Source organism: Isoptericola sp. NPDC057391, assembly GCF_042668085.1.
Classification (GTDB): Bacteria; Actinomycetota; Actinomycetes; order Actinomycetales; family Cellulomonadaceae; genus Isoptericola.
This window is the reverse complement of the sequence record NZ_JBHVBO010000064.1, coordinates 1-19,720: the sequence shown is the minus strand read 5'-3', so window position 1 is coordinate 19,720 and position 19,720 is coordinate 1. Positions and strand designations below refer to the sequence as shown.

Here is a 19,720-nt window from a genome sequence, read left to right as displayed (position 1 = left end):
GCACCGCAACGGGTTGCGGTGCCGTCCCGGCCTCTCTATCTCGCGGGTCCGGGTTCTCTATCTCGGCGTGGTGAACCGGTCGCCGTCGCCGCTCATCGTGGCGGCGACCTCCTTGGGTGTCCCGTCGTCGTGCCACCGCAGGGTGGCGCCCACGCCGTCCATGAGCTCCACGGAGCCCTCGGGCGCGAAGGTCAGGCCGGCGTCCTGCGCGATCGCGGCGCGCAGCAGCGCGGACGTCGCCGGCAGCTCCTCGAGGCCGTCCGTGACGCCGAGGTCCGTCAGGTCCGCGCGAGAGGTCGCGATGTGCATCGGGTCCGGCCCGATCCACAGCGTGCGGCCCCCGAGCAGCCCGTCGACGCCGCCCGCTCCCCCGGCGCCCCCGGCGGTCGCCGCCAGGGCCGAGGCCGAGTCGATCGCGATCTGCTCGGCCAGCACGAGGGCCTTGACCTGGCCGCGGGCCAGGACGGCGACGACGTCGTCGATCGACGACACGGCGCCCTCCTCGCGCCCCTGGTCCTGGCGGTACTCGGCCAGCACCACCTCCCGCCGGCGTTCCCGGTAGGAGTCGAGGGCGTCCTCGACGCCGGCCTCGAACGTGTCCGCGCGGACGCCGGGACCGCGCCCGCCGCCCGCGACCTCCACGGTCCGCCGGGCGGCGTCCTGCCCGAGCTCCGCGCGCACCAGGTTCACCGCGCGCACGTCGCCGGTGAGCAGCACCACCTCCGGGTTCCCGTCGGCCACGCGCCGGTCGATCTCGGCCGCCACGGCCGCCGCGTTGCGCTTCCAGGAGTCCTCGGCGCGCGACTCGATGATCGCGCGCTTGGTGCCGGTGCTGGAGGTCTTGCTGACCTCGTCGTTCGGGCCCTCGAACGTCTCGCGGGCCCCGCCGGGCCGGCCGCCCGCGTCGCACGGCCAGAAGTCCGCGCCGGCCCGGTCGACGGCGACGCACAGGGCGTCGACCGTCTCGTCCGCCGCCTGGGCGGCCTGCAGCAGCACCGGCACGGGCAGCCACGCGCCGGTCGCGACGGCCGGCGGGTTGCGCAGCACGCGGTCCACCGCGACGCCGCCGTCGGAGGCGATGAGCACCCGGCCGTGGGCGCCCGCCGCGCGTGTGGGTCGCAGGACGGCGGCCTCGAGCGCGTTCAGCACGCCCGCGGGCGCGCCCTGCCGTTCCAAGGAACGCCGCACCGCCCGCCACCGGTTCGCGACGTCCCTGTCGCCCGCCTCGGCCGAGGGCGTCGCGTCCAGGTAGACGGTCGCGAACGGTCCGGGGCGTCCGACGAGGGGCTTGAGCCAGTCGATCTTCATCCGTGGTCCCCCAGGTGTCCGTCGTCGGCTTAAGCACCCAGCCTGCGACGGAAACGCGGCGGACGCCACCCCGTCACGGGGAAGCGCCGGGACCCCGGCCCACCCGGGCGGACGGGGTCAGATCTCACCTCTTCAAGCGTAAGTGTCCAGGGGCGGCAGCTCGCCCTTGAGGCGCCCGGCGGCGTGCTCGGCGGCGATGCGCTCGTGGTGCCGGATCACCTCGGAGACGATGAAGTTGCGGAACTGCTCGGTGAACTCGGGGTCCAGCCCGGCGCCCTCGGCGAGGCCCTTGAGGCGGTCGACCTGCTGGCGGTCGCGGGACGGGTCGGCGGGCGGCAACCCGCCCACGGCCTTGAGCTCGCCCACGCGCCGCGTCATCTTGAAGCGCTCGGCCAGCAGGTGCACGAGCGCGGCGTCGATGTTGTCGATGCTGGCGCGCAGGTCCAGGATCTCCTGCGGCATCCCGTCCGTCGCGGGGAGCGGGGCGCGGTCCTGGGGGACGTCGTGAGGGGTGTCGGGCATGCCTCGATCCTACGAGGCGTGCCGAGCGTGTAAGGTCCCACGTCGGCCCGAACGCCGACCCGAACCGGTCGGGCGACCTCGGCCCGCCGGAGCCGGCACGACGCCGCACCCGCACCCACGCACGGAGAGAGAGCAGATGACGGTCGCGACGACCCCGAGCCTCGTGGACGTGCCCGAGGGCACGAGCATCAGCACGCTGCTGGCCGACCGGGTCGCCCGGGCCGGGGACCGCACCCTCCTCGAGCGGCGTGCCGCGTCGGACGGCTCCTGGGTGCCGGTGTCGGCCGGCGAGTTCCAGGCCGACGTCCTGACGGTGGCGCGCGGGCTCGTGGCGCGTGGCATCGCGCCCGGCGACCGGGTCGCGATCATGTCGCGGACGCGCTACGAGTGGACGCTCCTCGACTTCGCCGCCTGGGCGGTCGGCGCCGTCGTCGTGCCCGTCTACGAGACCTCCTCCCCCGACCAGGTGCGCTGGATCCTCGAGGACTCCGGGGCCCGCCTCGTCGTGGTGGAGACGCCCGCGCACGCGGACGCCGTGCGCCAGGTGGACGACGAGCTGCCCGACCTCGAGGAGGTGCTCGTCATCGCGGCCGGTGCCGTCGACGAGCTGCGCGAGGCCGCGGCGTCGGTCCCCGCCAGGGACGTCGTGGCCCGCCGCGACGCGGTCCGCCGCGACGACCTCGCGACGATCGTCTACACCTCCGGCTCCACGGGTCGCCCCAAGGGCGCGGAGCTCACGCACGGCAACTTCGCGCACCTCGCGATGAACGCCCGCCTCGCCCTGCCGGAGCTCCTGGAGGCGGACGGCGCGCGCACCGTGCTCTTCCTGCCGCTGGCGCACGTGTTCGCGCGGCTGATCCAGGTCGCGGTGATCGCGAGCAGCGCGGTGCTCGGCCACCTGCCCGACGTCAGGACGCTCACGGACGACCTCAGGACGTTCCGGCCCACGTTCCTGCTCGCCGTCCCGCGCGTGTTCGAGAAGGTCTACAACTCGGCCGAGCAGCGCGCCGGGTCGCGCGCCAAGCGCCGCGTCTTCGGCTGGGCCGCCCGCGTGTCCGGTCAGTACTCGCGCGCGCTCGACGCCGGTCGTGTCCCGGCGACGCTGCGGGCGCGGCACGCGCTGGCCGACCGGCTGGTGCTCGCCCAGCTGCGCGCCGCGATGGGCGGGGACCTGCGGTACGCGATCTCGGGCGGGGCGCCGCTCGGCGACCGCCTCGGCCACTTCTTCCGTGGGGCGGGGCTCACCGTGCTCGAGGGGTACGGGCTCACCGAGACGACCGCCCCGACGGCCGTGAACCTGCCCTCCGACCTGCGCATCGGCACGGTCGGCCCGCCGTTCCCCGGCACGTCGGTGCGGGTCGACGACGACGGCGCGGTCTTCGTGGCCGGCCCGCACCTCTTCCGTGGCTACCGGGGCCGCCCCGACCTCACCGCCGAGGCCGTCACGGACGGCTGGTTCCGCACCGGCGACCTGGGCGCCCTGGACCGCGGCCACCTGCGCATCACGGGCCGGACCAAGGAGATCATCGTCACCGCGGGCGGCAAGAACGTGGCCCCGGCGCCCCTGGAGGACCGGGTGCGCGCCCACCCGCTGGTGTCGCAGGTCGTGGTCGTGGGCGACAAGCGCCCGTTCATCGGCGCCCTCGTGACGCTGGACGCCGAGATGCTGCCCGGCTGGTTGGCCTCGCAGGGCATCCCGCCCATGTCGGCGGGAGCGGCGCGGACCGACCCGCGGGTGCTGGCCGCGCTGGACGCCGCCGTCGAGGAGGCCAACACCGCCGTGTCCCGGGCGGAGTCGATCCGCCGGTTCCGGGTGCTCGAGGGCGACTTCACCGAGGCGAACGAGTACCTCACGCCGTCGCTCAAGGTGAAGCGCGAGCTCGTGCTGCGCGACTTCGCGGACGAGGTCGACGCGCTCTACGCCCGCTAGCGGTCAGGCGCTCTTCTCGCGGGGAGCGCGGCGGCGCACGGGCGAGGTGCGCGGCACGAGCGTGGGGTTGACGTTCTCCATCACGACCTCGCGGCTCACGACCACCCGCTCGACGTCGTCCCGGCTGGGCACGTCGAACATCACCTGCTGGAGGACCTCCTCCATGATGGCGCGCAGACCCCGCGCGCCGGTGCCCCGCAGCAGCGCCTGCTCGGCGATCGCCTCGACGGCGTCCTGCTCGAACTCGAGCTCCACGCCGTCGATCTCGAACATGCGCTGGAACTGCTTGACGAGGGCGTTGCGCGGCTCGGTGAGGATGCGCACGAGCGCGTCGCGGTCCAGCGGGGACACGGACGCGATGACGGGCAGCCGCCCGATGAACTCCGGGATGAGGCCGTACTTCTGCAGGTCCTCGGGCCGCACCTCGGCGAACAGGTCGTCGTCCACGACCGTCTCCATGGGGGCGCTGAACCCGATGCCGCGCTTGCGGGCGCGGGAGGCCACGATGTCGTCGAGGCCGGCGAACGCCCCCGCCACGATGAACAGCACGTTCGTGGTGTCGATCTGGATGAACTCCTGGTGCGGGTGCTTGCGCCCACCCTGCGGGGGCACCGACGCCGTCGTGCCCTCGATGATCTTCAGGAGCGCCTGCTGCACGCCCTCGCCGGAGACGTCGCGCGTGATCGACGGGTTCTCCGCCTTGCGGGCCACCTTGTCGACCTCGTCGATGTAGATGATGCCCGTCTCGGCCTTCTTGACGTCGTAGTCCGCGGCCTGGATGAGCTTGAGGAGGATGTTCTCGACGTCCTCGCCCACGTACCCGGCCTCCGTGAGGGCCGTCGCGTCCGCGATGGCGAACGGCACGTTGAGCATCTTCGCCAGCGTCTGCGCCAGGTAGGTCTTGCCGGTACCGGTGGGCCCGATGAGCAGGATGTTGGACTTCGCGATCTCGACGGCGTCGTCGCCGTCGCGCTGGGCCTCGCCCGCCTGGACCCGCTTGTAGTGGTTGTAGACCGCCACCGCGAGGGCCCGCTTGGCCGGCTCCTGCCCGATGACGTACTGCTCGAGGAAGTCGAAGATCTCGCGCGGCTTCGGCAGCTCGGTGAGCCCCAGCTCCGCCGCCTCGCCGAGCTCCTCCTCGATGATCTCGTTGCACAGGTCGATGCACTCGTCGCAGATGTACACGCCGGGGCCGGCGATCAGCTTCTTGACCTGCTTCTGCGACTTCCCGCAGAACGAGCACTTCAGCAGGTCTGCGCCGTCACCGATCCGAGCCACCGGGAGCCTCCATCTCGTGAGTGCACGTCCTGAGTGCTGGTCCTGCGTCCATTCCACACCACGGGGGCGTCGTTGTCAGCCGAGTTGCCCGGTGCGTCGTGTCGCGGGGCCCGCGAGGTCCTCCTCGGAAGGTCGCGGGCCCCGTGAACGTGCAGGTCAGCGCGGCGCGAGAGCGGCGGGCTTGCGGCTCTCGAGCACCTGGTCGACCAGGCCGTAGTCCTTCGCCTGCGCGGCGGTGAGGATCTTGTCGCGCTCGATGTCCTCGCGCACCTGCTCCTCGGTCTTGCCCGTGTGCGCCGCCAGCGTCGTCTCCAGCCACTCGCGCATCCGGATGAGCTCGTTGGCGTGGATCTCGATGTCGGACGCCTGGGCGTAGCCGCCGCCCTCCATCGCGGGCTGGTGGATCAGCACGCGGGCGTTCGGCAGGGCGAGCCGCTTGCCGGGCTGGCCGGCGGCGAGCAGCACGGCCGCGGCGGACGCCGCCTGGCCGAGGCACACCGTCTGGATCTGCGGCTTGATGAACTGCATCGTGTCGTACAGCGCCGTCATGGCCGTGAACGACCCCCCGGGCGAGTTGATGTAGATCATGATGTCGCGGTCGGGGTCCTGGCTCTCCAGGACCAGCAGCTGCGCCATGATGTCGTCGGCCGACGCGTCGTCGACCTGGACGCCCATGAAGATGATGCGGTCCTCGAACAGCTTGGTGTACGGGTCCTGGCGCTTGAAGCCGTACGCGGTGCGCTCCTCGAACTGGGGCAGCACGTAGCGCGACGTGGGAGCGCCGTGCGGGAGCGCGACGCCGCCGGGACGCGCCGCGGCGCCCGCCAGGTTCTGGGCCCGCATGGCGAACTGGTACTCGTCTGAGTGGCTCACGGTGTTCTCCTCGGGTGGGAAGTCGGTGGGTTCCGGGGGCGGGACGGGCTCGGCGTCAGGAGCCCGACGCGCCGCCACCGCCCGAGACCGAGGCGGCGTTGGTGACCACGTGGTCGACGAAGCCGTACTCGAGTGCCTCGTCCGCGGTGAACCACTTGTCGCGGTCGTTGTCCTTGAGGATCGTCTCCAGCGACTGCCCGGTCTGCTCGGCCGTCAGCTCGGAGAGCACCTTCTTCATGTGCATGATCAGCTGCGCGCCGATCCGCACGTCGGTCGCGGTGCCGCCGACGCCGCCGGACGGCTGGTGCATCAGCACGCGGGCGTGCGGGGTGATGTAGCGCTTGCCCTTCGCGCCGGAGGAGAGCAGGAACTGCCCCATCGACGCGGCCATGCCCATCGCGATGGTCGCGACGTCGGGCTTGATGTACTGCATGGTGTCGTAGATCGCCATGCCGGCCGTGATGGAGCCGCCCGGGCTGTTGATGTACAGCCAGATGTCCTTGTCCGGGTCCTCCGCGGCCAGCAGCATCATCTGCGCGCAGATGGCGTTCGCGTTCTCGTCGCGCACCTCCGAGCCCAGCCAGATGATGCGCTCCTTGAGGAGCCGGTTGTAGATGGAGTCGTTGAGCCCGAGGCCCTGGCCGTCGGAGCGCGCCACCGGCGTCGCACCGTCCATCTGCAGCAAGTCGTTCACGTCGGTCTCCTTCGTCATCGCCGTCGATCGACCCTAACGTGCGGCAGCCACGCGAAACGTCCCGGTGGAGGGGCTTTTCGCTGCGGGCGCACACGGCGACGCCGCGGGCGGTCGCGCCTCACGCCCGGTGCGCCTCGCACAGCGCCCGGGCGGCCCGCCGCGCGGTCGGGAACGGGTCCCCGGGCACCCCGGTCCCCGACCCCGCCAGCGCCCCGTCGTAGAGCAGCACGAGCGCGTCCGCGAGCTCGCCGGGGCGGGCGAGCCCGGCGCCCCGGCACTCGGACTCGAGGAGGCCCCGGACCCACGACTTCTGCCTGGCGACCTCGACGGCCACCGGGTGTCCCGGGTCGTCCACCTCGGCGCGGGCGTTGATCGCGGCGCACCCACGCCCGCCCGCGGACGCGGACCACTCCTCGACGGCGTCGAAGAACGCAAGGACGCGGTCGACGCCGGCCACGGGGTGCTGCTCGAGGGTCCGGCCCAGGAGCTCCTCCCAGCGGGCGTCGCGGGCGCGGAGGTACGCCACCTCGAGCGCCTCCTTCGAGCCGAAGCGGTCGTAGAGCGTCTTCTTCGTGACGCCCGCCTCCGCGGCGATGGTGTCGACGCCGACGGCGTGCAGCCCGCGCGCGTAGAACAGGCGCGACGCGGTCTCGAGGATCCTGCGCGCCGCCGGGGTCAGGGGCGCCTGCGGGGCGGTGTGCTCGCTCATGCGACCAACTATACAGATCTGTATATTGACGGCCATGAGTAAACAGATCTGTCTACCTGCGGGCGTCACGACGGTCCTCGCCTCTGCCGCCTTCGTGCTGTCGTGGAGCTCGGGCTTCCTCGGCGCGCGGCTCGGCGCGGACCAGGCAGCGGTGCCCACCCTGCTGCTGTGGCGGTACGTCGTCGTGACGGCGGTGCTGGCGGCCGGCCTGGGGGCCGCCCGGCTCCTGCGTCGCAGTCGCCGCGCCCGCGCCCCCGCGGGCGCGGCACGGCTCTCTCCCCCACCTGGCGGGCGGCGGGCTGCGGCGCACCACGTCGTGGTCGGCCTGCTCTCGCAGGTCGGCTACGTGCTGCCCGTCTACGGCGCGATCGGCCTGGGCGTGTCCACGGGCACGACGTCGCTGGTCGACGCGGTGCAGCCGGTGGTGGTCGCGACCCTGGTCGGCCCGCTGCTCGGCCAGCGCGTCCGGGGGCTCCAGTGGGCCGGGCTCGCGACGGCCTTCGCCGGCGTCGCTGCGATCGTCGCCGGCGACCTGCGGTCGACCACCGCCCCCGCGTGGGCCTACGCGCTGCCGGCGGCGGCCGTCGCGTCGCTGGTCGCCGCGACCTTCCTCGAGCGCCGCCGGCCCGCGACTCTCGCGGCGGGCCCCCTGCTGGCCCTCCACTCGGCCGTGGCGGTGGTCGCCCTCACCGTGCTCGCGCTCGCCACCGGCACCGTCGCGCCCCCGGCCGACCTCGCCTTCTGGGGGTCGACGCTCTTCCTGGCGCTGGTGCCGTCGCTCGCCGCCTACGGCCTGTACTGGCGGCTGCTGCGGCGCGTCGACGTCACGACGCTCAACGCCCTGCTGTTCCTCGTCGTGCCGACCACGACCCTGGCGGGCGCCGCACTGTTCGGCGAGGCGCTCACCCCCGTCGGCGGCCTCGGGCTGGGCCTGGCCGGCCTGGGCGTCGCCGCGGTGCTGCGTGGCGAGCACCGGCACCGCCCCGGGGACGACGACGGCCCGCACCGTCCGTGATGACGATGCGGGCCGACGGGAGCTCGGAGGTGGGCCGGGAGCCCCCTGGATCAGGCCTTCGCCTTCTCCTCCGGGGTCTCCTCCGCCGCCTCGTCCGACGCGACGGTCTCGGCGACCTCGGTGGACTCCTCGACCTCGGCGGCCGCGGCGTCCTCCTCCTCGGTGCCGATGAACTCGGTCAGGTCGACGACGTTGCCGTCGGTGTCCTTGACCTCGATGTCGCGCAGCGCGACGGCGAGCGCCTTGGAGCGCGCGACCTCGCCGACCATGGCGGGGATCTGACCGCCCTGGTCGAGGGTCGAGATGAACTGGTTCGGGTCCATGCCGTACTGCTGCGACGCCTGGACCAGGTACTCCACGAGCTCGCCCTGGCCGACCTGGACCTCGAGCTTCTCGGCCAGCGTGTCGAGCAGGATCTGGTTCTTGAGGGCCTTGGTGGCGTCCTCGGTGACCTCGGCGCGGTGCTCGTCGTCCTCGAGGCGGTTCTCCGACTCCAGGTGGCGGTGCACCTCGGCCTCGACGGCACCCGACGGGACCGGGACCTCGACGGCCTCGAGCAGCTTCTCCAGCAGCAGGTCGCGGGCGGCGACGGCCTGGTTCGACGTCTTGATCGAGGCGACCTGCTCGCGCAGGTCCGCGGTCAGCTCCTCGAGGGTGTCGAACTCCGAGGCGAGCTGGGCGAAGTCGTCGTCCGGCGTCGGCAGGTCGCGCTCCTTGACGGCGGTGGCCGTGACGGTGACCTGCGCCTCCTCGCCCTCGTGCTCGCCGCCGGCGAGCTTGGTGGCGAAGGTCGTGGTCTCGTCCGTCGACAGGCCCGTGAGCGCCTCGTCCAGGCCCTCGAGCATGTTGCCCGCGCCGATCTGGTAGGAGACGCCGGAGACCGAGTCGATCTCCTCGTCGCCGATGACGGCCTTGAGGTCGATGACGACGTAGTCGCCCTCGGCGGCGGGACGGTCGACGCCCACGAGGGTGCCGAAGCGCTCGCGCAGCGCGTCGAGGCGCTCGGTGACGTCCTCGTCGGTCACCTCGGTGGAGTCCACCGTGATATCGATGCCGGACAGCTCGGGGAGGGTGATCTCGGGGCGGACCTCGACCTCGGCGGTGAACGCGAGCTGGCCCTCGCCGGCCTTGGCGGGGATCTCGGTCACCTCGACCTCGGGCTGGCCCAGCGGGCGCAGCGACTCGGCCGTGACGGCGTCGCGGTAGAAGTTCGACAGAGCGTCGTTCACCGCGTGCTCGACGACCGCACCCCAGCCGACACGCTGGTCGATGATGCGCGGGGGAACCTTGCCCTTGCGGAACCCGGGGATGTTCACCTGCTCGGCGATGTGCTTGTACGCGTGGTCGATGCTCGGCTTGAGCTCGTCGTACTCCACCTCGACGGTCAGCTTGACCTTGGTGGGCTCCAGGGTCTCGACGGCGCTCTTCACTTCGATGGTCTCCAACGGTTCGGGTGCTGCGCGCGCGTCTCACCGGCGAGAGCCGGCCTGGTTGCTGCGGCGCGGGGTGCGGGGACCGTACGACGGGCGTACGGGCAACCCGTCCATCCTACGCCACGGCGAGGGCCGCCCAGAGACGCCCGCGTCACACCCCGCGAGCCCCGACCGGCGACGGCACGGGGCCCGCGGGGTGTGCGTGCGGCGGTCAGGAGGGGCAGGTGAAGGTCGTGTTGCCCACGACGTGCGTCCCCGGCCCCAGCTCGGCGCACTGCTCGAGGACGAAACCGACCCCCACCCCGATGATCACGCCGACGATGATCGTCCCGACGAGCACCAGGCCGCTCACGATGATGCCCGCGACGGCGACGCCGTTCGACTGGCCGACCTTGCGCGACTTCACCAGGCCGACGATGGACAGGATCAGGCCGACGAGCGCGAGGGGCCCGAAGAAGCCGAGTACCAGGCCGACGATGCCGAGCGTCTTGCCGGGGTTCTCGGGCTGCGGCTGGCCGTAGGCCGGCGCGTACTGGCCCGCCGGGGCCGCGGGATAGGGGCCGGGCCCCTGCGGAGCCGACGGGTAGGCCGGCCCGTCGCCGGTCTGGGCGGGGTAGGGCTGACCCGGCGCCGGCTGCCCCGCGGCCGGCTGCTGGGGCGGGGTGCCACCGGAGGGCGTCGCCCCGGGCTCGGGCGTGCCTGGCGTGTAGGGGTCCGGGGTGCTCATCAGGTTCTCCTCGCACGTCGGTCGCCGTCCGTCGGCGATCGGTGGCCGATCCTTCCAGATCGGCGCGCCGCGCGCGGACCCATCCACGGGCGAGCCGCGACGGACCGCGCGTCCGCGCCGTGCCTCTGTCGGGGTGACTGGATTCGAACCAGCGACCCTCTGCTCCCAAAGCAGATGCGCTACCAAGCTGCGCCACACCCCGTGGCCCGCCGTCGGGCGGGGCCTCGGTCAGTGTAGTGCCGCCGTCCGGGGCCGAGCCCACGACGTGCACGGACGATGCGCGGGACGGCTCGTACGCCCCCACGGCTTTGCTAGGGTTGGCCCGCGTTCCCACCCGGGCGACGGTGTCGCGGGGTGGCCGTGCGGGCGTAGCTCAATGGTAGAGCCCCAGTCTTCCAAACTGGCTACGCGGGTTCGATTCCCGTCGCCCGCTCCCTTCCTTCCTTCATTCCCCCTCTCCCCTTCCGCACCGGGCGCCATCGCCCCGGCACAGGCGCGTCACGATCGATCGACGACGCCGATGGATGAGATGCTCCTTGTCGATCGGTCGACTCGTGGCTAGGCTCGGCGCCGCAGCCTGCGGCAGGCACGACGACTCGCGCCAGCAGGCATCCGACAGCAGGCACCAGGACGCATCACGAGGAGGGCCGGGCATGACGATCGTCCGCCACGACGTCCCCTCGCCCGCCCTCTCGTCCCACCGCAGGACGGTGCTGGCGTCGACGCTCCGCACCCCGGCGTGCGCCGCGGCGACGACGCCGCGATGCTGTCGATAGAGCGTCCACGTCACGCCCGACCCGCCCCCGGCGGATCCCCGGCGACCGTGCGGCGCTCGCACCGACCTCGCCGGCGCCCGTGCGCCGCGCCCCTCGGCAACCCGTTCTCGGGGGCACGCCCGCACACGACGGCACACCCGCACCACCTCGCCCGCACGCACTCCTCGAGAAGGAACACCCATGGCACGCATCTACGACGACGCGACGAAGCTCATCGGCCGCACCCCGCTCGTCCGGCTGAACCGTCTCGCCGCCGGCCTCGACGCGACGGTCGTCGCGAAGCTCGAGTTCTACAACCCCGCCAACTCCGTGAAGGACCGCATCGGCGTCTCGATCATCGACGCCGCGGAGGCCTCCGGCGACCTGCAGCCGGGCGGCACCATCGTCGAGGGCACCTCCGGCAACACCGGCATCGCGCTGGCCTGGGTCGGCGCGGCGCGCGGCTACAAGGTCGTCCTCGCGATGCCCGAGACGATGTCGAAGGAGCGCCGCGCCCTGCTGCGCGCGTACGGCGCCGAGCTCGTGCTCACGCCCGGTGCGGAGGGCATGAAGGGCGCGGTCGCCGCGGCGGAGAAGATCGCCGCCGAGCGACCGGGCGCGATCCTCGCCCGCCAGTTCGCCAACGAGGCCAACCCGAAGGTGCACCGGGAGACCACCGCGGAGGAGATCTGGGCCGACACCGACGGCGAGGTCGACGTGGTCGTCTCGGGCATCGGCACGGGTGGCACCATCACCGGCGTCGGTCAGGTGCTCAAGGAGCGCAAGCCCGAGGTGCGGATCGTCGCCGTCGAGCCGGCCGAGTCGCCCATCCTCACCGGCGGCAACCCCGGCCCGCACAAGATCCAGGGCCTGGGCGCCAACTTCGTGCCGGAGATCCTCGACACCTCCGTCTACGACGAGGTGCTCGACGTCGACGCCGAGACGTCGGTCGAGCTCGCCCGCCGCGCGGCCAAGGAGGAGGGCCTCCTGGTCGGCATCTCCTCGGGCGCCGCGATCGCCGGGGCGCTCGAGGTCGCGAAGCGGCCCGAGAACGCCGGGAAGCTGATCGTCGTCGTCATCCCCGACTTCGGCGAGCGGTACCTGTCCACGATCCTGTACTCGGACCTGCTGGACTGACGTGACGAGCCGCCGCACCGCTCCCGCCGCCGGGGCCGGCCACGAGGGCCTCGACGGCGACGTCGACCACCCGATGCCGGCCGGGCACCGTCCGGGCCTGCGCCACCTGGTCGAGATCCTCGCCGAGGACCTCGAGGCCGCGCACGCGCACGACCCGGCGGCGCGCTCCCGGTTCGAGGTCGCGCTGGGCTACCCGGGCGTGCACGCCGTCTGGGCGCATCGGGTGTCCCACCGCATGTGGCACCGGCCCGGCCTGCGCCTGCCGGCGCGCCTGCTGTCGCAGGCCGCCCGGTGGGTCACCGGGATCGAGATCCACCCGGGGGCGCGGATCGGGCGGCGGCTCTTCATCGACCACGGCATGGGTGTGGTGATCGGGCAGACGGCGGTCGTCGGCGACGACTGCGTCCTGTTCCACGGCTCCACCCTGGGCGGCCGCTCGATGACCCGGGGCAAGCGGCACCCGACGCTGGGCGACCGGGTCATGGTGGGCGCCGGCGCCAAGATCCTGGGCCCGCTGTGGATCGGCGACGACGCGCAGATCGGCGCGAACGCCGTCGTGGTGCACGACGTGCCCACCGGCATGGTGGCCGTCGGGGTCCCCGCGCACGCCCGCGCCCCGGGCCACCGGCCGGACCACGGCCAGCACGTCGAGGACGCCTCGGAGCTGCTCGAGTACGTGATCTGAGACGCGGCCACCACGGCCCGTGCCCCTCCCCGATCCGCGGGCGAGGCACGGGCCGTCGTCGTCCCGGCCGCCGGACGTCGATTGTTCTAGTAGTCGTAGAACAAGTAGGGTCGCGGTCGTGATGTGGCGCATCGACCCGACGAGCGACGAACCGCTGTACGCGCAGCTGGTCGCACAGGTGCGCCTCGGCGTCGCGCACGGCACCCTGCGCCCGGGAGAACGCCTGCCGTCCGCGCGGGAGCTCGCGGCCTCGCTCGAGCTCAACATGCACACCGTCCTGCGGGCGTACCAGGTGCTGCGCGACGACGGCACGCTCGAGCTCCGGCGCGGGCGCGGCGCCGTCGTCGCGTCCGCCGCACCCGACCTCGCCGACGTCGAGCGGGCGGTGGCCGAGCTGGCCGCCGCGGCCCGACGGGCGGGACTGTCGGTCCAGACCACCACCACCCTCGTCACGGAGTCGATGCACCGATGACCACCGCTCCCCGGCCCGACACCCCGCGAGCCCGCGCCGGCACGGAGGTGTGGCGCCCCCGCGCGCGGCGCGCGATCGCGTGGTCGTCGCTCGTGGGACTGCTGTTCGCGGTCGGCGCGGCGGCAGTGGTCTGGGCGTGGCGCGACGAGCTGCCGGCGCAGATCGCCTCGCACTGGAGCGGCAGCGGCGAGCCCGACGGCTTCATGACCCCCACGACGATCGCACTCGTGGGCGTCGCGACCACCGTCGGGCTCTGTGCGCTCTTCGCCGCCATCGGGATCACGCAGGGCGCTGCCGCGTCCACGCGCCGCATCGCGGCCGCGGGCTGCGTGTGGTCGGGCGCGTTCATGGCGACGATCGTCGTCGGGACGCTCGCGCCGCAGCGGGGCCTCGCCGACGCCTCCCAGGTGGAGCTGGCCGGCGGCGCGCTGCTGGCCAGCATCCTCCTGCCGCTCGTCCCGGCGGGGATCGCGGCCGTGCTCGTCCCCGGTGACCCCGCGATGCCCGCCGTCGAGGCGGTCCCCGACGACGCGCCTCGGGCCACGCTCCGCGACGGCGAGCGCGCCGTCTGGCTGCGCCGGGCCACGGGCGGGCCGGGGCTCGCCGTCGGCGCGGTCGCCGTCGCCCTCACCACGCTCGCCGCGATCCTGACGGCCGAGTGGACGATGCTCGTCGTGCCCGCCGTGCTCGCCGCGCTGTTCGTCACGATGTTCGCCTTCACCGTCCGCGTGGACGCCGGCGGCCTCACCGTGCGCTCCGCGGTCCGCTGGCCCGGCACGCACGTCCCGGCGGACGAGGTGGTGCGTGCCTCGGTGACTCGAGTGCGCCCGTTCCGCGAGTTCGGCGGCTGGGGCTGGCGCACCGCCCGCGACGGGCGAGTGGGCGTCGTGCTGCGCGCGGGCGAGGCGCTGCTCGTGGAGCGCACGGGCGGGCGGTCGTTCGCGGTCACCGTCGACGACGCCTCGGACGCCGCCGCGCTGCTCAACGCGATGGCCGACCGCGCCCGCCGGGGCTGACCCGCGCCGGGCGCTCAGCCGAGCAGGTCGCGGTGCCCCGCCGCGAGCGCCGGCGGCGCCTTGGCGAACCAGGCGTCGACCACGAGCTCGCGCAGCTCTCCGTCCTCCACGGCGTCGAGCCGGACGAGCACCGCGGGGTAGCCGTCGAGGTGCGGGATCGTCAGGCAGGTCGACGGGTGCGCCGCGAGCACCGCCTCCTTCTCCTGCAGGTCCTCGGTGGACACGGCGAGGATCGGACCGTCGGGCACGGGGGCGTCACCGAAGCGGCGGACGTCGGCCTTGCTGAACGGCCGCTCCCAGGCGAAGACGTTCCGGCGCACCGCCCACGCGCGCCAGCCGCGGTAGCGCTCGCCCTCGGACACCTCGGGCAGCCCCGCCGCCAGCCGCGCCACGTCGTCGAAGGTCGCCATCCCCCGACGGTACGCCGGGCGGTGCGCCCGGCACCCCGGCAGGAGGTTAGGGTGTGACTCGCGTTACCCGAGACGCAGAGTCCCGGGTACACCGGATCATCCCGCCTCGACGAGGAGCACCCATGAGCGCCCTGCGCATCGGCATCCAGACCGGCTACTGGTCCCGCAAGCCCCCGAAGGGGATCGTGCCCGCCCTCGTCGCCGCCGAGGCCCTGGGCCTCGACTCGGTCTGGACCGCGGAGGCGTACGGGTCGGACGCGTTCACGCCGCTCGCCTGGTGGGGGTCCCGCACGCGCCGCCTGCGGCTCGGCACCGGCATCGCGCAGATGGCCGCCCGCACGCCGACCGCCACCGCCATGCAGGCGATCACCCTCGACCACCTCTCGGGCGGGCGGTTCGTCCTCGGCCTCGGGGCGTCCGGCCCGCAGGTCGTGGAGGGCTGGTACGGCCAGCCGTACCGCCGCCCGCTGGCGCGCACCCGCGAGTACGTCGACGTCGTACGCCAGGTCTTCGCCCGCGAGCGCCCCGTCACCGCGGACGGCGAGTTCTTCCGTCTCCCGCTGCCCGCCGACGCCCCGGGGGCCACCGGCCTCGGCAAGGCGCTCAAGCCGACCGTGCACCCGCGCCGCGCGGACATCCCGATCGTGCTGGCGGCCCAAGGGCCGAAGAACGTCACGCTCGCCGCCGAGATCGCCGACGGCTGGATGGCCGGCTTCTACGCCCCGCGGGCCGACGCCGAGCACCGCGAGCTGCTCGCCTCCGGGTTCGCGCAGCGCGCCGACGAGCGCACGCCGGCGTCGGAGTTCGAGGTGCTCGCGACCGTGCCCGTCGTCGTGCGCGACGACGTCGAGGCCGCGGCGGACGTCGTCCGTCCCCACATCGCGCTGTACGCCGGCGGCATGGGGTCGAAGGAGGCCAACTTCCACAAGGCGTCGCTGGACCGCCTCGGCTACGCCGCGGAGCTGGACGAGGTGCAGGCGCTGTTCCTGGCGGGCCGCCGGGAGGACGCCGCGCGCGCGGTGCCGACCGAGCTGGTCGAGGAGGTCGCCCTGGTCGGGCCCGCGGACAAGGTCGCGCGCGACCTCGCCCGCTGGGACGGGACGGCGCTGACCACGATGCTGCTGCAGGGGGACCCGTCGTCGATGCTCACCGTGCTCGCGGCGGCGCAGGCGGCCCGGAAGGACGCCGCCGGCGGCACGCCGCTGGGCGCCCGGGTGCGCGCCACCGCCGGCGCGGCCGCCGCCCGCGTGGCGCCCAGGAAGGCCTGACCGCGCCGGCGGCTCAGTCGTCGTCGGGGAACCAGACGGCGCGGCGCAGGTCCACGCGCCGGCCGTCGCGGGTCAGGGGGCAGCCCTCGGCGCGCAGGGCGTCGAGCGCCGCGGTGAGGTGACGCGCGGGCGGGGCACCGGACGCGTTCACCACGCGCCACCAGGGCACGGGGTGGTTGTCCTGGACGGGGCCGACCACCGCGGCACCCTCGGGCACGAGGTGCGCGTAGCGGTCCCCCGAGCCGGCCATGACGTTCCCGACCTGCCGCGGCCCGCCGCGACCCAGCCGCTCGCCCACGATCTCGGCGATCAGGCCGTACGTCATCGCGCGGCCCGACGGGATGCGGCGCACCAGCGCGAGCACCGCGACGGTGTACTCGTCGGGCGCGTCCAGGGGCTCCTCGGGCAGCTCGGCTCGGTCGGGCACACCGTGACCCTACGACCCGCCGCCGACCTCGGCGGCAGACCATCGCGGGGGTCGTCCGGAGTCCCGTCCGGAGGTGGTACGGCTGACTCGGAAATCCGCTGGCCCACGGCTGCCGACCGCGCCACGATCGGCACGTGACCTTCGACAGCTCCCGCACCGCCCTGCCCGCCGGCTACCGCAGCCGCCCGCTCACCGCCGACGACCGCGCCGCGCTGCTCGACCTGGACACCTGGGCGTTCCCCGACCCGCACGCGCTCGCGGAGTTCGACGACCTGCCGCTGCCCCTCACGTGGGAGCGGACGGTCGGCGTCGAGCCCGAGGACGCGCCGGGCGACGGGCTGGCGGCGATCCACGCGTCGTACCCGTTCTCCCGCTTCCCCGTGCCGGGCGCCACACTGCCCACGGCGGGCCTGACCTGGGTGGGCGTGCACCCGCAGCACCGCCGCCGAGGGCTGCTCACCGCGATGATCGACCAGCACCTCGAGGAGTGCCGCCGGCGCGGTGAGCCCCTGTCCGCCCTGTTCGCCGCGGAGACCGCCATCTACGGGCGGTTCGGGTACGGCAAGGCAGCCGACGACCAGCGCCTCACCGTCCCCCGCGGCGCCGCCCTGCGCGACGTGGCCGGGGCCGCGGACCACACGGTGCGCATCGAGCACGCCGACCGCGCGCGCCACGGCGACCTCGTGGCCCGCCTGCACCGCGCCCCCGGGCTGCCCGACGGCCCGACGGGGATCAACCGGCCGGGCTGGGCGACGCGGGAGACCGAGGAGCTCTGGGCGAGCTACTGGGCGGACCCGAAGTCGTTCCGCGCGAGCGGGCGCGAGTCGCTGCGGATCGTCGTCGTCGAGCGCGACGGCGAGCCGCGCGGGTACGCGACCTTCCGGCGCAGCCTGGACTGGCAGGTCACCGGGCCGCGCGGCACCGTGCACCTGGGCGACGTGGTGGCCCTCGACGCGGCGGCCGCGCGCGCCCTGTGGGGCGTGCTGCTCGACCTCGACCTCATGAGCAGCACGGACCCGTTCCTGCTGCCCGTCGACGACGCGGTCATGAGCCTGCTCGTCGACCCGCGGGCCGCGGGCGCCCGCGTCACCGACAACGTGTGGGTGCGCGTCGTCGACGTCCCGGGCGCGCTCGCGGGGCGCCGCTACCAGGCCGACGTCGACGTCGTGCTCGGGATCACGGACGCCCGGCTGCCCGACAACGCCGGGTCGTGGCGCCTGCGCTCGACGGCGTTCGGGCCGGCGTCGTGCGAGCGCACGGACGACGCACCCGACCTCGAGCTCGACGTGCGCGAGCTCGGCGCCGCCTACCTCGGCGGCACGTCCCTCGCGTCGCTCGCGGGCGCGGGCCTCGTCTCCGAGCGGGCGCCCGGCGCCCTCGCCCGCGCGAGCGCGGCGTTCGGCTGGCCCGTCGCGCCGGGCTGCGGGTGGGTGTTCTGACGGTGGGGACGGCGTTCTCGGACGCCGTCACCTCGCCGGGGTGGCGCGCCGAGGCCACGGCCTGGATCACCGACGTCCTCGCCCGCCGGGGCGTGCGCACGGTGGCCCCGCCCGAGCAGCCGCGCGTGCGCCCGTGGTCCACCCAGCTCGTCGTGGCGACGGACGCCGGACGCTTCTGGTTCAAGGCCACCTGCCGCTCGGCGTCCTTCGAGCCCGCGCTGCAGGCCCTGCTCGCCGAGATCGCCCCTGACGCGGCCGACGCTCCCGCCGCGGTCGACGCCGACCGTGGGTGGATGCTCACGGCCGACCGCGGCGCCACGCTGCGCGAGCGCCGCGACCCCGACGCCGGCGACTGGGGCGCGCTGCTGACGCGGTACGCGCGCCTCCAGCAGACCCTCCTCGGGCGGGGCGAGGCCCTGCGCGCCACCGGGCTGCCCGACTGCTCCCCCGGCACGGTGCCGGCACGACTCGACGCGGTGCTCGACCGGCTGGACGGCTTCCCGACGGGCCACCCCGCGCGGCCGGACGACCGCACGGCCGATCGCCTCCGCGACGCCCGCGAGGCCGTGGCCGCCGCGGCGACCACGCTGGCGCAGGGCCCTCTGCCGAGCAGCCTGCAGCACGGCGACCTGCACCCGGGCAACGTCTTCGAGGTCGACGGGGACCTGCGCGTGTTCGACCTCGGCGACGCCCAGTGGGCGCACCCGCTCGAGGTGCTCGAGGTGTCGTCCGCCGTCGCGCGTCACGGGGGCACGGACTGGGAGCCGGTCGAGCGGGCGTACCGCCGGGCGTGGGACGACTGGTCCGCCGAGCGGGGCCTGCCGCCGGTCGGCGCGAGCCCCGGCGCGCCGACGTGGGACGACCTGCGGCGCGCCGCCGGCGTCACGCATGCCGTCAACCGGGCCTGGACGTGGTGCGGCGCGCTCGCCGAGGCCACCGAGGCCGAGTGGGCGGACTGGGGCGAGGCGCCGGGCCGGCACCTGGCCGGGGTGCTGGGCCTGGTGCCGGGTCCTCAGACCTGACAGGCGCCGCACCAGAACAGGTTGCGGCCCGCGAGCTCCTTGGTGAGCACCGGGGCGCCGCAGACCCGGCACGGCAGGCCGTCGCGGTGGTACACGTAGAACGACGCGTCCCGGGGCACCGCGTCGGCGTCGCCGTCGGTGTTCTGCCGCGTGACCCGGCCGCCACCGCCGTCCGCCACCCGGTGCTCGGGCCGCGTGGTGACGATCGCCCCGCGCTCCACGCCATCGCGCATGAGCACGACCAGGTCGTCCCAGATCGCGGCGAGCGCCGGCTCGGGCACGGCGTTGCCCGGGCGCAGCGGGTCCACGCCCGCCCGGAACAGCGCCTCGGCCCGGTAGATGTTGCCGACGCCGGCGATCACCGCCTGGTCCATGAGCTGCTGGCCGACCGTCACGCGCGAACGCCGCACACGCTCGACGAACGCCGTGCGCGCCCCCTGCCCCTGCTCGCGGATCGGGTCCGGCCCGAGGCGCGCCTCGACCGCGGCCTTCTCCGCGGCCGTGAGCACCTCGCACGCCGTCGGCCCGGTCAGGTCGGCGACGGCGTGCGCGCCCAGCAGCCGGAGCCGGACGGCGCCGCGCGGGGCGGGCGGGACCCAC

Annotated in this window: 20 protein-coding genes and 2 tRNA genes; 10 read left to right on the top strand and 12 right to left on the bottom strand. The window is 74.4% G+C overall.

From position 1 onward, the window contains the following. Positions 1 to 57 precede the first annotated feature (57 nt). Together ACFUVW_RS10420 and ACFUVW_RS10415 are read right to left on the bottom strand one after the other, a co-directional pair. A complete protein-coding gene (locus tag ACFUVW_RS10420; protein WP_430571249.1) occupies positions 58 to 1,308 on the bottom strand; it encodes a hypothetical protein in 1,251 nt (416 codons plus the stop codon). 132 nt (positions 1,309 to 1,440) lie between these two features. After that, positions 1,441 to 1,830, bottom strand: coding sequence for a chorismate mutase (locus ACFUVW_RS10415; protein ID WP_430571248.1), 390 nt, complete (start codon positions 1,828 to 1,830; stop codon positions 1,441 to 1,443). Positions 1,831 to 1,966: 136 nt separating this feature from the next. On the opposite strand from ACFUVW_RS10415, the gene ACFUVW_RS10410 reads away from it, so the two are divergent. Further along, positions 1,967 to 3,760, top strand: coding sequence for an AMP-dependent synthetase/ligase (locus tag ACFUVW_RS10410; RefSeq protein WP_430571247.1), 1,794 nt, complete (start codon positions 1,967 to 1,969; stop codon positions 3,758 to 3,760). Positions 3,761 to 3,763: 3 nt separating this feature from the next. Here ACFUVW_RS10410 and clpX read toward each other — a convergent pair whose 3' ends face one another. From clpX to ACFUVW_RS10390, 4 genes are all read right to left on the bottom strand, one after another. Then, a complete protein-coding gene (gene clpX, locus ACFUVW_RS10405) occupies positions 3,764 to 5,038 on the bottom strand; it encodes an ATP-dependent Clp protease ATP-binding subunit ClpX (protein WP_430571246.1) in 1,275 nt (424 codons plus the stop codon). A 156-nt stretch (positions 5,039 to 5,194) separates the two neighbouring features. Further along, positions 5,195 to 5,881 carry an ATP-dependent Clp protease proteolytic subunit gene (locus tag ACFUVW_RS10400; protein WP_430571255.1) on the bottom strand — a complete coding sequence of 229 codons (687 nt, stop codon included), beginning with the start codon at positions 5,879 to 5,881 and terminating at the stop codon, positions 5,195 to 5,197. A gap of 85 nt (positions 5,882 to 5,966) precedes the next feature. Further along, complete coding sequence (locus ACFUVW_RS10395; protein WP_430571254.1) at positions 5,967 to 6,587, bottom strand: ATP-dependent Clp protease proteolytic subunit; 621 nt, start codon at positions 6,585 to 6,587, stop codon at positions 5,967 to 5,969. A 136-nt stretch (positions 6,588 to 6,723) separates the two neighbouring features. Further along, positions 6,724 to 7,314 (bottom strand): TetR/AcrR family transcriptional regulator, encoded by a 591-nt coding sequence (locus tag ACFUVW_RS10390; RefSeq protein WP_430571245.1) that lies wholly within the window; start codon positions 7,312 to 7,314, stop codon positions 6,724 to 6,726. 34 nt (positions 7,315 to 7,348) lie between these two features. On the opposite strand from ACFUVW_RS10390, the gene ACFUVW_RS10385 reads away from it, so the two are divergent. Then, positions 7,349 to 8,329 carry a DMT family transporter gene (locus tag ACFUVW_RS10385; protein WP_430571244.1) on the top strand — a complete coding sequence of 327 codons (981 nt, stop codon included), beginning with the start codon at positions 7,349 to 7,351 and terminating at the stop codon, positions 8,327 to 8,329. 50 nt (positions 8,330 to 8,379) lie between these two features. Here the strand turns inward: ACFUVW_RS10385 and tig are convergent, their stop codons facing one another. From tig to ACFUVW_RS10370, 3 genes are all read right to left on the bottom strand, one after another. After that, a complete protein-coding gene (gene tig, locus ACFUVW_RS10380; RefSeq protein WP_430571253.1) occupies positions 8,380 to 9,759 on the bottom strand; it encodes a trigger factor in 1,380 nt (459 codons plus the stop codon). A 214-nt stretch (positions 9,760 to 9,973) separates the two neighbouring features. Further along, positions 9,974 to 10,489 carry a DUF4190 domain-containing protein gene (locus ACFUVW_RS10375; protein ID WP_430571243.1) on the bottom strand — a complete coding sequence of 172 codons (516 nt, stop codon included), beginning with the start codon at positions 10,487 to 10,489 and terminating at the stop codon, positions 9,974 to 9,976. Between the two features lie 128 nt (positions 10,490 to 10,617). Further along, a tRNA-Pro gene (locus ACFUVW_RS10370) sits at positions 10,618 to 10,691 on the bottom strand. Between the two features lie 160 nt (positions 10,692 to 10,851). On the opposite strand from ACFUVW_RS10370, the gene ACFUVW_RS10365 reads away from it, so the two are divergent. From ACFUVW_RS10365 to ACFUVW_RS10345, 5 genes are all read left to right on the top strand, one after another. Beyond that, positions 10,852 to 10,922, top strand: a tRNA-Gly gene (locus tag ACFUVW_RS10365). 523 nt (positions 10,923 to 11,445) lie between these two features. After that, a complete protein-coding gene (gene cysK / locus ACFUVW_RS10360) occupies positions 11,446 to 12,381 on the top strand; it encodes a cysteine synthase A (RefSeq protein WP_430571242.1) in 936 nt (311 codons plus the stop codon). A gap of 73 nt (positions 12,382 to 12,454) precedes the next feature. Next, the gene (gene epsC / locus ACFUVW_RS10355; protein ID WP_430571252.1) at positions 12,455 to 13,066 is read left to right on the top strand and encodes a serine O-acetyltransferase EpsC; all 612 of its coding nucleotides are present in this window, start codon (positions 12,455 to 12,457) and stop codon (positions 13,064 to 13,066) included. 121 nt (positions 13,067 to 13,187) lie between these two features. Next, entirely contained in the window at positions 13,188 to 13,538 is a 351-nt protein-coding gene (locus ACFUVW_RS10350) for a GntR family transcriptional regulator (protein ID WP_430571251.1), read from the top strand. Next, complete coding sequence (locus tag ACFUVW_RS10345; RefSeq protein WP_430571241.1) at positions 13,535 to 14,554, top strand: DUF1648 domain-containing protein; 1,020 nt, start codon at positions 13,535 to 13,537, stop codon at positions 14,552 to 14,554. Before ACFUVW_RS10350 ends, ACFUVW_RS10345 begins: the two co-directional genes overlap by 4 nt. Positions 14,555 to 14,568: 14 nt before the next feature. On the opposite strand, the gene ACFUVW_RS10340 is transcribed toward ACFUVW_RS10345, so the two are convergent. Continuing rightward, entirely contained in the window at positions 14,569 to 14,964 is a 396-nt protein-coding gene (locus tag ACFUVW_RS10340) for an MmcQ/YjbR family DNA-binding protein (RefSeq protein ID WP_430571240.1), read from the bottom strand. A gap of 131 nt (positions 14,965 to 15,095) precedes the next feature. Here ACFUVW_RS10340 and ACFUVW_RS10335 point away from each other — a divergent pair, with 131 nt between their 5' ends. Beyond that, positions 15,096 to 16,232: an LLM class F420-dependent oxidoreductase gene (locus tag ACFUVW_RS10335; RefSeq protein ID WP_430571250.1), complete on the top strand. Its 1,137-nt coding sequence runs from the start codon at positions 15,096 to 15,098 to the stop codon at positions 16,230 to 16,232. Between the two features lie 13 nt (positions 16,233 to 16,245). Here the strand turns inward: ACFUVW_RS10335 and ACFUVW_RS10330 are convergent, their stop codons facing one another. Further along, positions 16,246 to 16,659, bottom strand: a complete 414-nt coding sequence (locus tag ACFUVW_RS10330) for an MGMT family protein (RefSeq protein WP_430571239.1) — start codon at positions 16,657 to 16,659, stop codon at positions 16,246 to 16,248. A gap of 134 nt (positions 16,660 to 16,793) precedes the next feature. On the opposite strand from ACFUVW_RS10330, the gene eis reads away from it, so the two are divergent. Then, a complete protein-coding gene (gene eis, locus ACFUVW_RS10325) occupies positions 16,794 to 18,098 on the top strand; it encodes an enhanced intracellular survival protein Eis (RefSeq protein ID WP_430571238.1) in 1,305 nt (434 codons plus the stop codon). After that, positions 18,086 to 19,120: a phosphotransferase gene (locus tag ACFUVW_RS10320; RefSeq protein ID WP_430571237.1), complete on the top strand. Its 1,035-nt coding sequence runs from the start codon at positions 18,086 to 18,088 to the stop codon at positions 19,118 to 19,120. The genes eis and ACFUVW_RS10320 overlap by 13 nt, the downstream gene beginning before the upstream one ends. Here ACFUVW_RS10320 and ACFUVW_RS10315 read toward each other — a convergent pair. After that, on the bottom strand, positions 19,111 to 19,720 hold a 610-nt coding region (locus ACFUVW_RS10315; RefSeq protein ID WP_430571236.1), incomplete at its 5' end, for an Fpg/Nei family DNA glycosylase. The genes ACFUVW_RS10320 and ACFUVW_RS10315 overlap by 10 nt on opposite strands.